At 64.9% G+C, this 13,709-nt stretch carries 14 protein-coding genes; 2 read left to right on the top strand and 12 right to left on the bottom strand.

All coding sequences use genetic code 11. From position 1 onward, the window contains the following. Positions 1 to 111 precede the first annotated feature (111 nt). The 12 genes from flgL to ABIE56_RS20510 all read right to left on the bottom strand — a co-directional run bounded on the left by flgL (position 112) and on the right by ABIE56_RS20510 (position 11,537). Positions 112 to 1,308, bottom strand: coding sequence for a flagellar hook-associated protein FlgL (gene flgL, locus ABIE56_RS20565; protein ID WP_429245666.1), 1,197 nt, complete (start codon positions 1,306 to 1,308; stop codon positions 112 to 114). Between the two features lie 2 nt (positions 1,309 to 1,310). After that, positions 1,311 to 3,182: a flagellar hook-associated protein FlgK gene (gene flgK / locus ABIE56_RS20560; RefSeq protein ID WP_429245665.1), complete on the bottom strand. Its 1,872-nt coding sequence runs from the start codon at positions 3,180 to 3,182 to the stop codon at positions 1,311 to 1,313. Between the two features lie 36 nt (positions 3,183 to 3,218). Beyond that, positions 3,219 to 4,220, bottom strand: a complete 1,002-nt coding sequence (gene flgJ / locus ABIE56_RS20555) for a flagellar assembly peptidoglycan hydrolase FlgJ (RefSeq protein WP_429245664.1) — start codon at positions 4,218 to 4,220, stop codon at positions 3,219 to 3,221. Position 4,221: 1 nt separating this feature from the next. Continuing rightward, positions 4,222 to 5,349, bottom strand: coding sequence for a flagellar basal body P-ring protein FlgI (locus tag ABIE56_RS20550; protein ID WP_429245663.1), 1,128 nt, complete (start codon positions 5,347 to 5,349; stop codon positions 4,222 to 4,224). Continuing rightward, the gene (flgH, locus tag ABIE56_RS20545) at positions 5,349 to 6,041 is read right to left on the bottom strand and encodes a flagellar basal body L-ring protein FlgH (protein WP_429245662.1); all 693 of its coding nucleotides are present in this window, start codon (positions 6,039 to 6,041) and stop codon (positions 5,349 to 5,351) included. Before flgH ends, ABIE56_RS20550 begins: the two co-directional genes overlap by 1 nt. Next, positions 6,041 to 6,826: a flagellar basal-body rod protein FlgG gene (flgG, locus tag ABIE56_RS20540; RefSeq protein WP_429245661.1), complete on the bottom strand. Its 786-nt coding sequence runs from the start codon at positions 6,824 to 6,826 to the stop codon at positions 6,041 to 6,043. The genes flgH and flgG overlap by 1 nt, the downstream gene beginning before the upstream one ends. A 62-nt stretch (positions 6,827 to 6,888) precedes the next feature. Beyond that, positions 6,889 to 7,629: a flagellar basal-body rod protein FlgF gene (gene flgF, locus ABIE56_RS20535; protein ID WP_429245660.1), complete on the bottom strand. Its 741-nt coding sequence runs from the start codon at positions 7,627 to 7,629 to the stop codon at positions 6,889 to 6,891. Between the two features lie 63 nt (positions 7,630 to 7,692). Continuing rightward, positions 7,693 to 8,919, bottom strand: coding sequence for a flagellar hook protein FlgE (gene flgE, locus ABIE56_RS20530; RefSeq protein ID WP_429245659.1), 1,227 nt, complete (start codon positions 8,917 to 8,919; stop codon positions 7,693 to 7,695). Positions 8,920 to 8,940: 21 nt separating this feature from the next. After that, positions 8,941 to 9,591 (bottom strand): flagellar hook assembly protein FlgD, encoded by a 651-nt coding sequence (locus ABIE56_RS20525; protein WP_429245658.1) that lies wholly within the window; start codon positions 9,589 to 9,591, stop codon positions 8,941 to 8,943. 12 nt (positions 9,592 to 9,603) lie between these two features. Continuing rightward, on the bottom strand, positions 9,604 to 10,017 hold the full coding sequence (flgC, locus tag ABIE56_RS20520; protein WP_429245657.1) for a flagellar basal body rod protein FlgC: 414 nt from the start codon (positions 10,015 to 10,017) through the stop codon (positions 9,604 to 9,606). Next, positions 10,014 to 10,433: a flagellar basal body rod protein FlgB gene (gene flgB / locus ABIE56_RS20515; RefSeq protein WP_429245656.1), complete on the bottom strand. Its 420-nt coding sequence runs from the start codon at positions 10,431 to 10,433 to the stop codon at positions 10,014 to 10,016. The genes flgC and flgB overlap by 4 nt, the downstream gene beginning before the upstream one ends. A gap of 186 nt (positions 10,434 to 10,619) precedes the next feature. Continuing rightward, positions 10,620 to 11,537 carry a chemotaxis protein gene (locus ABIE56_RS20510; RefSeq protein ID WP_429245655.1) on the bottom strand — a complete coding sequence of 306 codons (918 nt, stop codon included), beginning with the start codon at positions 11,535 to 11,537 and terminating at the stop codon, positions 10,620 to 10,622. A 151-nt stretch (positions 11,538 to 11,688) separates the two neighbouring features. Here ABIE56_RS20510 and ABIE56_RS20505 point away from each other — a divergent pair, with 151 nt between their 5' ends. After that, on the top strand, positions 11,689 to 13,002 hold the full coding sequence (locus ABIE56_RS20505) for a methyl-accepting chemotaxis protein (protein ID WP_429245654.1): 1,314 nt from the start codon (positions 11,689 to 11,691) through the stop codon (positions 13,000 to 13,002). Beyond that, positions 12,999 to 13,697, top strand: coding sequence for a flagellar basal body P-ring formation chaperone FlgA (flgA, locus tag ABIE56_RS20500; RefSeq protein ID WP_429245653.1), 699 nt, complete (start codon positions 12,999 to 13,001; stop codon positions 13,695 to 13,697). The genes ABIE56_RS20505 and flgA overlap by 4 nt, the downstream gene beginning before the upstream one ends. The last annotated feature ends 12 nt before the right edge of the window (positions 13,698 to 13,709 follow it).

Raw genomic sequence — 13,709 nt, 5'->3', positions numbered from 1 at the left:
GGCTCCTGGGGGGGCGTTTCGGGGGGGGGAGGGTGTGGGGGCGGGGGGGGGGGGGGGGGGGGGGGCGGCCCCCCCCCCGCCCCCCCCCCCGCTCCTACAACGGTCGTCGAATTACTTGAGGTAGTTGAACAGCGAAAGGTTCTGCATCTTTACGTAGGCCTGCTGCGCGGCATCGAGTGCCGATTGCTGCTGCGAGAACTTGCTCGCCGCGCTGGCGTAGTCCAGGTCCTGCAGGCCCGACAACGTGTCTGCGTACTGCAGCTTCATGTCGGCCCCCATATCCGTTTGCGAATCGAGCGTGTTCATGCGCGCACCGATCTGCGTGCGCGTGTTCAGCAGGCTACCCGCAGCCTGGTCAAGGTTCTGCAGCTGTGCATTGACGGTGTTGTTCAATGCAGCCCCGCCGCCCGGCGTCTCAAACGCAGTGATCAGATTGGCGACGGTCGAGAAGACATCCTGCGAGGATGACGGTGACACCGAGAACGTGTCGCCTGCCGCGGGCGTGCCGGTCACGTTGAGCTGCGCGCCGTTGAAATTGATGACACCCGAATCACCCGTATAGGTACCCGTGCTGATCGCCGGCCCGGTCGGGTCTGCTGCATCGTGAACTTCGTACGTCGACGCATCGGTGAACGTGATGGTGTAGCTACCTCCGGTCCATGCGGACGAATCCGTTACCGAGGTCGAACCCACGACCGCCGTACCCGTGTTCGTGCTGCCCGCCGCGGTCTGGAACGTACCGTTACCACCCTTGATCGACATGAAGACATCATCACCACTGTCACCCGTGGCAACCTGCAGCCCCGCACCGGCCGCGACCATGCGCTGGCCCTGGTCACCGGAGTACGTGACACCCAGGCCAGATTGCGTAAATGGCTGCGAGGATGTGCTGTTACCGGCAAAGATGTACTCACCCTGCCCGTCTTTGGTGTTCGCAAGCGACACCAGCTGCTGCAGGGTCTGGCGCAATTCCGTCGCGATCGATTTACGTGACTCGTCGGTCTGCGTACCGTTATTGCCTTCCAACGCCAGCGTGCGGATGCGATCGAGGATATCGGATGCATTCGACAGCGACTGCTCTTCCACCGACAGGCGCGTGGTGGCCATGTTGATGTTGCGCGTGTACTGGTCGTTCTGCGCGCTGGCCGAGCTGACGTCGACAACCCGCGCGGCGGCGGCAGGGTTATCCGACGGGTTCTGAATGGCCTTGCCGTTGCCCAGTGCGAGCTGCGTCTGCGACAGCTCGTACTGCCGGTTAAGCATCTGGTTGACGGACTGTTGCTGCTGCCAGCTGGTCGAGATACGCATGGTTAGCCCTGCACGGCCGAGAGGAGGGACTGGAAGATGGTGTTCGCCGTGGTAATCACCTGGGCGGACGCGGAGTACGCCTGCTGGAACTTGAGCAGGTTGGCGGCTTCTTCATCAAGGTTGACGCCGGACAGGCTCTGCTGCGATGCCGTCGCCTGATCCAGGATGCTTTGCTGGGCGCTAAGCGCGGTGTTGGCCTGTTGGCCGGCTGTACCGACCTGCGCAATAAGCTGGCTGTACGACTTGCCTACCGTGGTCGCGCCGTTATCGAGCACGCCAACGTTAGCCACGTTAGCCAGGGCAAGCGCATTGCCGTTGTCGCCGCTGGAGCTGCCAGCCGGCTTGACCGAGAACGTGTCGTTGGTTGCAGGCTTACCCGTGAGTTTGAGCGACCAACCATTACCGGTGATCGTGTCGCCATCGGTGTAGTTCTGGTCTGGGCCGCCATCGACGCTATAGGTGTTGGCCGAGGTGAAAACGATATTGACCGGCTTGCTGAAATTGGCGTTCGTCGTATCGGTGATTGTGAGGCCACCCAACACGCCACTACCGGTATTCGTCGACGCCTTGCTGGCCGTCAGGGGGCCGGAGGCCGCAATCTTGTTCGTGTCGCTGATGGCCACGCTGATGGTGGACGCCGCGTTGCGAGTGGGCTGAATCTGGAAACTATCGCCCGCCGCCGCACCGGCCGTCACCGTAACCTGCATGCCGCCGACGACAAACGGATCGGTCGCGGTGCCGGTGCCCGTCATCGGCACGGTGGTGCCATCAGTGGTGGTGGCTTTCCAGTTCACACCATCGAACCGCATGACGTAGTCCGAGCTGCTGAGCTTGGAAACGTCGCTCACCGTAGCCGACACAGTGGCCGTGCCCGTGTTCTTGGTGCTGTTCAGCACGGCAGGATCGCCGATGTTGAACATGTTGCCGCCGGCATCGCCATTGAGGTCGATACCCTGGGCACTTTGCTTGTTGATCGCCGTGGTCAGCGCGATGGCCGACCGGCCCAGCTGGTTACGCGCCGGGTCCAGCACATTGGTGCGGAAATCGAAGGTGGCGCCCAGCGATCCGGAACCCAGCTGGTTGGAGATGACCGTACCCTGCGGGTCAACCACCTCCAGCCGCGACGAGTCGTACTGGTTCGCGGCCGTCGCCAGCTTGGTCGCGCTCGTGCCGTTCACCAGCGGCAGGCCATTGCCCACGCTCACCGTGTACATGTGGTCGCTGGTCTGGGTGACATTGACACCCACGATCTGCGACAGGTCGGCCACGGCCTGGTCGCGCTGGTCGAGCAGTTCGCTCGGTTCCGCGCCGCTCGCGTAGGCCTTCTGGATCTGCCCGTTCAGGTTGGCGATATTGGTCGCCAGCGTATTGATGTTATCGACCGAACTGCTGATCTGCTGGTTGGTCTGGGAGTCCAGCGACTGGAACTGCGAGGAGAGCGACTTGAACGTGGCGACCAGCGAATTCATCTGACCGATCAGGGCCTGGCGGCTGGCCGTGTCGACAGGCGCGTTGGCCACGTCACTGATCGCACCAAAGAAGCTATCGAGCGAGGTCTGCAGGTTGGTGGACCCGCTGACCACATTGTTAACCGATGCCGTCAGGCTCGCGTATTGCGAGGCACGGCTCTGGCTGGAGCTGGCCGACCACACCTGCTGCGTGAGGAACGCGCTGTAGGCGCGCTGCACGCTCACCGCATCGGCACCCTGGCCAACGTAGTAGCCGCCCTGGTATTGCGGCGCACGCGCATTAAACGTGGTGGTCTGCCGGCTATAGCCAACCGTGTTCACGTTACTGATGTTGTTGCCAACGGTCGACAGACCCACTTGCGAAGCAAGCAGGCCCGAGACACCGGTGGAAAGTAAGTCAGCCATCGTTAGTTCCTTTTGTTCTCTTCACCAGGCCCGTGGTTAAAGATCCGCAGCGATGTGCTTAAGCGCTGCGAGCGCCTGCTTCATCACCGGGCCATTGGCGATATCGGTAAGCTTCTGCGCGTAGCTCGGGTCCGTGGCGTAACCGCCCTGGGTGAGCGCATGGGCGAAGCCCGCGATATCGTCGCCGCGGCCGACAGCTTTCGCGTAACGCGGGCTGCTGGCGACCATGTCGGCGTAATCCTTGAACGAATCACTCGGCGAGTCGTAGGCGCGGAAGCTGTCCTTCTTGCGCACGGCTACGCCGTTTTCGTATTCGAGTGTCGGTACGTTGACGCGCTTGCCATCCCAGCTGCTGCCAGCCTTGATGCCGAACATGTTGTTGCTGGCGGTGCTGCCCTGCGCCGGCATGTGCTTGCCCCAGCCGGTCTCGAGCGCGGCCTGAGCCAGCAGCGCGCGCACAGAGACGCCGAGCTTCTTCGCGGCCTCGATGGCGTGCGGTGCGAATTTCTCGACGAAGTCCTGCGGGCTATCAATGGAGCCCACGGCATTGGCGACCGCTGAAGCACCCTGCCCGACCGTACGGCCGGCGCTGGAGAGCATGCGCTCGAGCGAGTTCATCAGGCCGCTGTTCTGGTCCGAAGGCGACGAGACCGCGTCGGCGGTCGAGGCCGAGCCCGTTACACCATCGAACAGGCCGTTGTCGCGGTCGGCACCCGAGGCGGATGCGCCGCCCAATTGGCGGACCAGCATGTCGGCGATACCGATGCCCTTGCCCTGCGAGAGGGTGACCGAGAGCTGGTGGTCCAGCATGTCGCGGTACGAATTGGCTTCGCTGGAACCCATGATGTCGTCACCGCCCATGGCAGCGCTGGCATCACGCATGGATTTCAGCATCATCTGGGTAAAGATCGATTCGAACTGCTTGGCGACCGTGGGCAGTGCCGCCTTCGAATCCTGCTGCGCGGCCGAACGCAGGCCGGCAAACGCGGACATGTCCGAGTAAGTGCCAAGACGCTGGTTGTCGACCGCGGTAGCCATGTCAGATCACCACCAGTTCCGCACGCAGCGCACCGGATTCCTTCAGTGCCTGCAGGATGGAAATGAGATCGCTCGGCGAGGCACCGACCTGGTTCACCGCACGGACGATGGAATCCAGGCTGGTGCCCGGGCCGAACTTGAACATGTGGCCGCCGTTCTCGCTGACCGCGACCTGGCTGCTCGGGACCACAGCGGTCTGGCCGCGGCTGAACGCGCCCGGCTGGCTCACCTGCGGCTGCTCGCTGATCGTGACCTGGATGGAGCCGTGTGCCACCGCGGCAGTGCCGACCTTTACATCGGAGCCGATCACGACGGTGCCCGTACGCGAATTCACGATAACGCGGGCCGGGGCGTCACCCGGGGTGACATCCAGCGCCTGGATGGTGGCCAGCCAGGACACGCGCTGCGACGGATCCAGCGGCGCGCGCACCGCGATGGACGCCGAATCGATGGCGTTGGCGGTACCGGCGCCGAAGCTGCTGTTCACAGCCTGGGCCACGCGGTTTGCCGTCATAAAGTCAGCAGTGTTGAGGTTCAGCATGATGTCGCCGCCCTTATCAAACCCCGACGGCACGCTGCGCTCAATGCTGCCACCACCGGGGATACGCCCGCTGGCAGAGATGTTCACCTGCACGCTCGAGCCGCTTTTCCCCTGGGCACTGACGCCGCCGACGATCACGCTGCCCTGGGCGATGGCATAGACCTGGCCATCGGCACCTTTCAGCGGCGACATCAGCAGCTCGCCGCCACGGATGCTCTTGGCATTACCGATGGAGGCGACGGTCACGTCGATCTTCTGGCCCGGCTTGGCGAACGGCGGGATTTCAGCGGTGATGGTCACAGCGGCTGCGTTCTTCAGCTGCGGACGTACGTTGGCAGGCACGTTCACACCAAACTGCTGAAGCATGTTTTCCAGGCTCTGCGTGGTGAACGGGGCCTGGCTGGTCTGGTCACCGCTGCCATCCAGGCCAACGACAAGGCCGTAGCCGACAAGCTGGTTGCTACGCACGCCACCCACCTGCGCAAGATCGCGGATCTTGTCGGCATGGGCCGGCAGGATCGCAAACAGCGCAAGCACGGCAGCGGCAGTGCGGCCGATGACGCGGAGACGGGCGAATGCGGTCTTCATCAGAACGGCATCCACTTCGAATCAAAGAAGCGCGACAACCAGCCACGCGTGTTCGAATCGGCCAGCGTGCCCTTGCCGACGTATTCGATCTTGGCATCGGCCACGCGGCTGGAGAGCACGACGTTATCGTTGCCGATATCCTGCGGACGCACGATGCCGGAAATACGAACGAGTTCCTCACCCTGGTTGATGGTGAGCCACTTCTCGCCCTGCACAACCAGCGCACCATTGCTCAGGCGCTTGCTGACGGTCACGGTGATCTCGCCATTGAGCGTGTTGCTCTGGCTGGATGCGCCATCGCCATCGAACGAGTTACTCGAGGCGAGGCTGCTGTCGGCCACCTTGCCGCCGACCTTCAGGCCGTGGCCCAGCAGCGAAGGCGCAGTGATGTTGTTGCCATTCTTCTTGCTGGTGCTGGTCGCCGCTTTCTTGCTGGCCTGCGTGCTTTCCACCAGGGTGATGGTCAGGATATCGCCCATGCGGTGGGCGCGCGGGTCGGCGAACAGCTCCATCGACTGCTGGTCGGCGTAGATGGAGCCGCTGGGCATGGCCGTGCGTGCCGGCTCTTCCGGCAGCGTGGCGGTGTACATCGGCTTCGGCGTGGGCGGCACGATGGCGCACCCAGCGAGGGCGGCGAGCGGCAGCGCAGCGAGCATGAGGCGAGCGAGCGGACGAGTCATGGCGTTGGTCATCAGGTCTTCTGGGTGATGAACTGGAGCATCTGATCGGCCGCCGACACCGCCTTCGAGTTCATCTCGTAGGCGCGCTGGGTTTCGATCATGTTCACCATTTCCTCGACAACGTTGACGTTCGACGATTCGAGGGCGTTCTGCTGGATGTTGCCAAGGCCGTTCAGCCCGGCGGTGCCCGTCTGCGGCGTGCCGCTGGCGGTGGTCTCCAGGTACAGGTTGTCGCCGCGAGGCTCCAGGCCCGCGGGGTTAACAAAGTCGGCGAGCTGGATCTGGCCCACCGTCTGCGAGGTGGACGTGCCCTGGGTGGTGACGCTCACGGTGCCATCGTTACCAATGGTCACGGCCGTGGCGTTGGCGGGAATGTTGATGGCCGGTTCGATCGGGTAGCCATCGTTAGTGACGAGCTGGCCATCCTGATCGCGCTTGAGCGAACCATCGCGCGTGTAGCCGACCGTGCCATCGGGCATGGTGACCTGCAGGAAGCCGCGGCCGTCGATGCGGACATCCAGCGGGTTATCGGTCTGCTGCGAACCGCCCTGCTCGAACATCTTCTGGGTGCCGACCACGCGTACACCGGTGCCGATCATGAAGCCGGTCGGTGAGGTCGTCTGCTCGGTCGTCTGGCCGCCGGCCTGACCACGGTTCTGGTAAGCCAGGTCCTCGAACTCGGCACGGGCGCGCTTGAAGCCCGTGGTGTTCGTGTTGGCCAGGTTGTTCGAGACCACATCCATGCGCGTCTGCTGCGCATCGAGGCCGGTCTTGGCGATCCAGAGGGACGTGAACATCTTTGACTCCTGCGCGCTTGGCGCCTGCTATGCCGCGACGGTTTTGCGTCGCGCGGCGGTGGTTACCCCACCTGTAGCAATTTCGATGCCGACTGCTCGTTTTCGTCCGCAGCTTTTATCGAACGGACCTGCATTTCGTATTCGCGAGAGAGCGAAATCATCTTCACGAGCACTTCGGAAGGGTTGACGTTGCTGGATTCCAGCTCGCCAGAGACCACGCGGACGTTGGCGTCGGCTTCCGCCGGATTGCCGTCGCGGGTGTGCATGAGGCCATCGGCGCCCGCCTGCAACTGGTCGTCGCCCGGGTTCACCAGCTTGATGCGATCGGTGGTTGTAAGCGTATTCGGCGACTGGCCCAGCGGGACCACGGAAATCGTGCCATCGCTGCCGATCTTCACGCTGGAAGCCTGCGGGATGGTGATGGGGCCACCACCACCCATGACGGTATTGCCACGCATATCCGTCAAAAGACCGTCGGCATCGATACGCAGGTTGCCGGCGCGGGTGTAGGCCTCATCTCCATTCGGCGTCTGCACGGCGATCCAGCCATTGCCCTGCACGGCAATGTCCAGGTCGTTGCCCGTGGCCATCTGGTTGCCCTGGGTGGTATCGAAGCCAATGCCCTGGGCCACGCCGTTGATACGCGTCTGCAGGCCATCGCCCTGGACCGGCAAACTCTGGAATGCCGACAGCTCGGCCTTGAAGCCGGTGGTGTTGGCATTGGCCAGGTTGTGCGCGACTTCGGCCTGCGCCCGCATAGTCTGCGTGGCGCCGGTCATCGCTACATATACGGAACGGTCCATGGCGGGTTTCCCTGCGACGGCCCATGGCAGGCGCGGCGACTACGCCGAGCCTGCCATCAGGGCTTAGTTGCGGATGTTGATGATCGTCTGGGTGAGCGTGTTATCGGTCGAGATGACCTGGGCGTTGGCCTGGTAGTTGCGCTGCGCCTTGATCATGTTCACCAGCTGGGCCGTGAGATCGGCCGTGTTGGAGGCCTCGAGCTGGCCCGATTCGATATCGCCCATGTCGCCCGAGCCCGCCGAACCGCGGACCGGCTGGCCCGAATCCGCCGAGGCCGCCCAGTTCGTGTCGTTCAACTGGCGCAGGCCCTGCGGGTTGGCGAACGTGGCGAGCGCGACCTGGCCCAGCGGCACGGAGACGCCATTGGTGTACTTCGCCGAAACCGTGCCATCGGACGCCACGTCGATCGCCGAGAACTTGCCGGCGGCGTAGCCGTCGTTGGTGGTCGCGGTCGTCGAGGAGGCGTCGCCGAACTGGGTGACCTTGCTCATGTCGAGCGTCAGGTTCATCGGGTTCGCGCCCGGGTTGGGCGAGACCGCGCCAAAATTGAGCTTGCCGTTCGTCGGCGTGAGCATGGAGCCGCCGCTGTTGAACGTCATGGCCTGGGCGCCGCCCACCTGGGTGCCATCCACGGTCATGTAAGCGTTCCACTGGTTGGACCCGGTGGCGTCCTTCGCGTAGTACACGTTCACGGTGTGCGCGGCGCCCAGCGAATCGTAGGCCTGGAACGTCGACATCGAGTTGTACGACGTGTCGTCGGTGGGATCGAACGTCGCGTTGGCCGGTGCAGCCGCGCTGGCCGACAGGTTGGCCGAGATGCCGATATTGGCACTCGCCTTGGCGGCGGAGGTGCCCGACGTGAGCTGCAGATCCTGCAGGGCGCTCTGGTCGAAGCCGCCCGATGCGGTGGGCGGGTACACCTGCAGGTGCTGGCCGGTGGCGTTCACGATGTAGTTGTTGTCGTCCGGGTGGAAGTTGCCCGCACGCGTGTACGAATAGCCCGAGCCATCACGCAGGGTGAAGAAGCCGGTGCCGCTGATGGCCATGTCGTACGAATTGCCGGTCTGCGTCATGTTGCCGTTGCTGAACTGCTGGGCAATGTTGGTGACGCGTACGCCGTTGCCACTGGCCGTGGCCGAAAGGTTCTGGCCAGCCACCGAGTACACCTGCGAGAACTCCGCACGCGAGCCCTTGAAGCCCACGGTGCTGGTGTTGGCGATGTTATTGGCGGTGACTTCCAGGTCCGTGGAGGCGGCGTTGATGCCGCTTAGTGCGATATCGAAAGGCATGGAGGTGGGTCCTCGGTGGGATTACAGGATTTGGGCGATCTGGCTGAGCAGGGCGCCGCCGTAACCGGCCACCTGCACGTACGTACCGTCGGTGCCGGAGGCGCCAACGCCTTCCACCTTGCCCTTGATGAAAGTGTCGGCAGCGGTCGTGCCGGAGGTTGCGGAGATCTGGTAGACGCCATCGGCGAGCTGCGTGCCGTCGTCGGACTTGCCGTCCCAGGTGAACTGCTGCAGGCCGGCATCGGGCTGGCCCATCGGAATAGTGCGAACCACGTTGCCAGCGCTGTCCTTGATCTGGACGCTCACATACGTGCCCGAGGTCGGAACATTGACTGCGCCGGACATCGTCGAATCAGTGAGCTGGCCAGCGCTCGACGGGATAAGCACATCGTTGCCGACCAGCGACGCTGCACGAACGAACTGGTCGCCCGTGAGGTTGGACGACAGCGTATCGAACGAGGATTGCAGCTCCTGGGTGGCGGCCACCTGCGAGAACTGCGCCATCTGGGCCACCATGTCATTGGCGTCCATGGGCTTGGTCGGGTCCTGGTTGGTCATCTGGGTGACCATGAGCTTCAGGAAATCGGACTGGTCCAGCGTCTGCTGCTGCAGCTGCGATGAGCTGGACGTGGACGAGGAACTGCTGGAGCTGGTGCCGCTAACGGTGGTCATGGGTTCGGGCCCTTATTTGCCGAGGTCGAGCGTCTTCTGCATGAGCTGCCTTGCGCTGTTCATGACTTCGACGTTGTTCTGGTAGGAGCGCGACGCGGAGATCATGTTGACCAGCTCGTCGACCGGGTTGACGTTGCTCTGCCACACGTTGCCGTCGGCATCAGCCATGGGGTTGGAAGGCTCGTAGCGGGCCTGTACCGGCGCCTGGCTCTCGGTGATGCCCATGGCCTTGACGCCCTGGTTCTCCATCTGGCCGTTGACCATGGCCTGCACCGAGGAAAACATGGGCTGCTTGGCCCGGTACGCGCCGGCTTCGCTGCTGGCCACGCTATCGGCGTTGGCCATGTTGCTGGCGGTGGTGTTGAGACGGGCCGACTGCGCGGCCATGCCGGAGCCAGCCACGTCAAAAATCTTGAGCAGGCTCATGAGCTGCCTCCGGTGATGGCGGTGCGCATCATGTGGATCTGCGCGGTGATGAAGCTCAGCGACGCCTGGTAATGAATGGCGTTGCCGGCGAACTGGGCCTGCTCGACCTGCGTATCCACGGTGTTGCCATCCATGGATGGCTGCGTGGCGGCGCGGTACTTCAGCGTGTCGGCATCGGCCGCGGCATAGGCGGGGTTGCCACCGATATGCCCCGATTCGGTGGCTGCCATGGCCAGCTGGCTACCGTCCTCAGTGCCGCTGGCGGCCGTGAGGGCCTTGCGGAAATCGACGTCACGGGCGAGGAAGCCGGGCGTATCCGCATTGGCAAGGTTCGACGAGATGATTTCCGCACGGCGCTGCCACAGGCCAAGCGCCTGTGGGTGCATGCCGAGCAGCGGATCCGGTTTGTCGATCATGGGCGTGGCCCCCTCTGGGTCTTGGCCCATGGGGATCAGCAAGACGCGTGCCACGCCCTGCTCCATAACGCGAAACGGCGCCGTAGCGCCGTTTTTGGATGACCCAGCCAGCCTATTGAGGCTCGGGTGCCAGTTTTCCGTCGCCACCTGATGGCGGCGCCCTGACGCTATCCCGTCACCCGGCGATCAGGCCGGGAGCAGCTCCAGCACCGCCGTGGCCAGCACTTCTGGCTGGAACTTGGCGATAAAACGATCGGCGCCCACGCGGGCCACCATCGCCTCGTTAAACACGCCGCTCAACGAACTGTGCAGCAGCACCCGAAGCCCGCGCAGCTGGGCGTCTTCACGAATGGCACGGGTTAGCGCGTAGCCATCCATCGAGGGCATTTCGATATCGGACACGACCAGGTTCACCCGCTCGGCCTCCGGCCCCATGGCGAGGCTGCGCAGCATGTCCAGGCCTTCGGCGCCGTCCTTAGCCAGCAGGCATTCCAGGTCGAGCTTGCGGAACAGATCGGCCAGCTGGGTGCGTGCCACCAGGGAATCATCCACCACCAGCACACGGCGGTGGCGGCCCTGCTGGACATGGGCAGCCTGCTGGACCTTGTCGGAGATCTCCACCTGCTGTGGATTGACCGCCGCCAGGACCTGCTCCACATCAACCACGGCGAGCAAGTCGCCATCCAGCCGGGTCACCGCGTTCACGCGCGAGCCGTAGCCGAGCGCCGGCGGCGGAGCCGCCATGTTCGCGCCATCCACGTGCACGATGCGGTCCACGTCGGACACCAGAAAGCCCTGAACCGAGCGGCTGAATTCCGTAACGATGAGGTGCGCGCTATCCACTGTGGCGAGCGGTGGGTAGCCCATCGCGGCGGCCAGGTCGATGACCGGGATGGTCTGCCCCCGGTAATCAAAGCTCCCCGAGACCAGCTCGTGCATGCTGGGCATCCGCTCCAGCCGTGGGCGCCGCAGCACCTCGCGCACCTTGAACACGTTGATGCCGAAGGCCTGCTTGTCGCCCAGCCGGAACAGCAGCATGGCCACGCGGTTATGGCCCGCCAGGCGGGTAAAGGTTTCCACGGTATCGAGGAGCGCACGGGCCATGGGGGCAACTGCATATAGAAGGCGTCGCTGGGGTATCGGCGGCACGCCGCAGTTCTTTACCTCAGCAAATGGCACGCGGATTGCTTGGCTCAAGTACCACCGCTCCCTACCGATGTAGTGGGCGACCCTTATTGATGAGCGCAAGTACGACATGACCCTGCTCTGGAGCCAGCACGTTCGCCTCCTCGCCCAAGCGGCCGCCAGCGGCGACGCCGCGCGCGTCCGGGCCCTTTCGGCGCAATACCCGGCGGCCGCCAGCGCGCTGGGCGCCTTGCTCACGCCGCCCAAGGCCGAGCCGCGCACCGCCGCCGCGACGACCATCCAGGCCATCGAGCAGCAGGGCATGGCGTTGACCAGCGCCCACGCGCTTGGCGCCACGCTCCAGGAACTTGGTACGACGGTCGACGCCGGGCGCGATGCCGCCAGCCGTTTGACGGAGGCCAGCGGCGGAATTTCGACGGCGGTCGATCATGCGCATGCGGGCGTCGCCTCCATGGGCGAGGTCGGCACGCAGGGCGTGGCCACCGCCGGCGATCTCGATGGCCAGCTTCGGCTGCTCCGCAGCGCCCTGGCCGGCATGAGCCGGAACCATGCGCAGTTCTCCGACTATTTCACCGCGATCCGCAAGCTCACTGCAGCCGTGCAGGATATCGCCCACCAGACCAACCTGGTCGCCCTGAACGCGGCGATCGAAGCCGCCCGCGCGGGTGAGGCGGGCCGCGGTTTTGCCGTGGTGGCCGACGAGGTGAAGCAGCTTGCCGAGAAGACCACCCAGGCCACTGCCGAGATCGACCAGGTCACGCACGCCGTGGGTGAGTTCTCCCACCACCTCGACGATGCCGTCCAGAGCAGCCTGCGCCGCCTGGATACCACCCAGGCCGGCGTGGCGGGCATGCAGGCGGCCATGGGCCGTATCGACGACGCCGTACGAGGTGCCCGTGGCAACCTGGACGCCGCGCGCCAGGGCCTTGGCGCGCTGCAGGGCCGTGTCGCCACGGTGCAGGCTGGCCAGTCATCGCTCGGGCGGGTGGCGAACGAGGTTCGCCGCCAGGCCGATGCGGCCGCCCGGGCCACCGTCCTCGCACACCGCCTTGGCCTGGCCAAGCTGGAGACCGAGGGCGCGCTGGATGCCGCCACACTCAGCCAGATGATTCGCGAAGCCAGCCAGGGCCTGCGCTTCGCCGTAGAGCTCGCGGCACGCGATCCGGCGGGCCTGGATCGCCGCTGGCTCGACACGACCCCGCTCATGCGCTGCATCGATCAGCTGCGCGTTCGCCGCGCCGATGGGTCGGCCGATGCCACGCATGCCGCCGCGGAGCGTTTCAGCGCGCTGGCCTCGTCGTATGCCATTACCCTGGGCGAAGGTCGCCACGCCGACGCCAGCCACATGGTGGCCGGCCTGCTCAAGGAACTCGATAACGTGACCCAGGGGCTATCCGTGGCCTATGCGGTGCACGCTGCGTGATCTATCGTTTCGCCACCACGGCTCTCGTGGCATGCCTGGCCGCCTGCCCGCTCGCCGCGGCAGCGAGCCAGTCGCTGGACGTGCTGCGGGATTCGGCGGTGGCGTGGCTGAAGCAGAACCGCACCCTGCCCGGCGCGCGCATGGTGGCGGAGGCTGACCCGCTCGATAGCCGGCTGCGCCTGGCCGATTGTGCGGCGCCACTGGATGTCTCGGTGCCGGGTAACCGCCCGATCAGCTCGCGGGTTAGCGTCGTCGTCCACTGTCCGGCTCCGGGCGGCTGGACAGCGCGCGTGCCAGTGAAAGTACGCATGCTTATGGATGTCCTGGTCACCACGCGCCCCCTGGCACGCGGTGACGGCCTGGGTGCGGGCGATGTCCGCGCCGAGGAACGGGATGTCGCCAGCCTGGCCTATGGTTACGTGGCCAGCCTGGACCAGGTCAGCGGGCGCGCCCTGGCGCGGCCGCTGAACGCCGGCACGGTGCTGACACCGGGTATGCTCGCGGGCCGCCAGGCCGTTCGCGTGGGCGACGCGGTCAGCATGGAGGCCAGTGTGGATGGCGTGGTGATCCACGCCGATGGCGTAGCGATGGGCGCCGGCGATGCCGGGGCCAGGGTCAAGGTCCGCAATGCGTCTTCAGGGAAGATCCTGGACGCGGTCGTCAGCGGGCCGGGGTCTGTCGCCGTACTGCCATGAACGAACTAGGAA

Source organism: Luteibacter sp. 621, assembly GCF_050435445.1.
Lineage (GTDB): Bacteria > Pseudomonadota > Gammaproteobacteria > Xanthomonadales > Rhodanobacteraceae > Luteibacter.
This window is presented reverse-complemented; position numbering and strand designations above follow the sequence as displayed.

Coding starts and splice junctions, on each gene's coding strand:
- flgL (WP_429245666.1), bottom strand. CDS start 1,308: ATGCGTATCTCGACCAGCTGGCAGCAGCAACAGTCCGTCAACCAGATG.
- flgK (WP_429245665.1), bottom strand. CDS start 3,182: ATGGCTGACTTACTTTCCACCGGTGTCTCGGGCCTGCTTGCTTCGCAA.
- flgJ (WP_429245664.1), bottom strand. CDS start 4,220: ATGGCTACCGCGGTCGACAACCAGCGTCTTGGCACTTACTCGGACATG.
- ABIE56_RS20550 (WP_429245663.1), bottom strand. CDS start 5,349: ATGAAGACCGCATTCGCCCGTCTCCGCGTCATCGGCCGCACTGCCGCT.
- flgH (WP_429245662.1), bottom strand. CDS start 6,041: ATGACCAACGCCATGACTCGTCCGCTCGCTCGCCTCATGCTCGCTGCG.
- flgG (WP_429245661.1), bottom strand. CDS start 6,826: ATGTTCACGTCCCTCTGGATCGCCAAGACCGGCCTCGATGCGCAGCAG.
- flgF (WP_429245660.1), bottom strand. CDS start 7,629: ATGGACCGTTCCGTATATGTAGCGATGACCGGCGCCACGCAGACTATG.
- flgE (WP_429245659.1), bottom strand. CDS start 8,919: ATGCCTTTCGATATCGCACTAAGCGGCATCAACGCCGCCTCCACGGAC.
- ABIE56_RS20525 (WP_429245658.1), bottom strand. CDS start 9,591: ATGACCACCGTTAGCGGCACCAGCTCCAGCAGTTCCTCGTCCACGTCC.
- flgC (WP_429245657.1), bottom strand. CDS start 10,017: ATGAGCCTGCTCAAGATTTTTGACGTGGCTGGCTCCGGCATGGCCGCG.
- flgB (WP_429245656.1), bottom strand. CDS start 10,433: ATGATCGACAAACCGGATCCGCTGCTCGGCATGCACCCACAGGCGCTT.
- ABIE56_RS20510 (WP_429245655.1), bottom strand. CDS start 11,537: ATGGCCCGTGCGCTCCTCGATACCGTGGAAACCTTTACCCGCCTGGCG.
- ABIE56_RS20505 (WP_429245654.1), top strand. CDS start 11,689: ATGACCCTGCTCTGGAGCCAGCACGTTCGCCTCCTCGCCCAAGCGGCC.